Raw genomic sequence first — 731 nt, 5'->3', positions numbered from 1 at the left:
TTTCTTTGCATAGGAAGCTCCATCATAATGCTTAATACGATCAAATTTTTTATTCTCTTTACTAATGCTTAATAATATTTGATCTCCTGCCTCAAATCCATAATATCGGACTTCTATTTGTTCTTTATTGATATCTTTTGTTTCAGTTTTTTTTATATTGTACGGAAGAAACGTAGGAAGAGTTATTTTTAGTCCATTCCGATTTTCATATGACTTGATAACTTTCTCTTCAGTTTGATCAATGTTCACCCATTCGTTATGTCCTGATACGTTTATCATCACCATTAATACGAGTACTATGTAGTTAAACACTCTTGTTCCTCCTTAATAAAAGATCCATGTTTTTATTAAGGTTACCTGAGCAAAACTTATTATTCATCGAGATAAAGTTTCGTACGTTTCTTCACGCTAATCTGCCGGTTAGCTTAGTGGAAAAATCATCCGAAATATCGAGCGAATGTCTCCTATTAGAATCCCTTTTTCTGTTTTTATATTTTGGGATTAATGATTTCTGATATCTCACAATCCTAACCTGAAAAGCCATATTTTTAACGTCAAAAGCCACATGAAAATAAAAAGAACCGATACTATAGTTTTTCTACTCGACGGATTGTCAATCCAAGTGCGACACTTCTTCTTCAAATGATTCGTGAGCAGTTTTCCATCCCAAACATTTCCTTGGTCTGTTGTTAATAAGTTGGAGGGCGTGTTCTAATTCTTCCTCGGTCACC

The 731-nt window shown here is 33.8% G+C and carries 1 protein-coding gene and 1 pseudogene; both read right to left on the bottom strand.

What is annotated here, in order from left to right:
• On the bottom strand, positions 1 to 312 hold a 312-nt coding region (locus tag PV403_RS24825), incomplete at its 3' end, for a hypothetical protein (RefSeq protein ID WP_332086287.1).
• A 301-nt stretch (positions 313 to 613) separates the two neighbouring features.
• Positions 614 to 731: pseudogene (locus tag PV403_RS24820) on the bottom strand (IS30 family transposase); the annotation flags it as partial.

It is taken from the genome of Paenibacillus sp. GYB006, from assembly GCF_036577645.1.
Taxonomy (GTDB): domain Bacteria; phylum Bacillota; class Bacilli; order Paenibacillales; family Paenibacillaceae; genus Paenibacillus.
The sequence above is the reverse complement of the archived record's forward strand: the minus strand, read 5'-3'. Positions and strand labels throughout refer to the sequence as shown.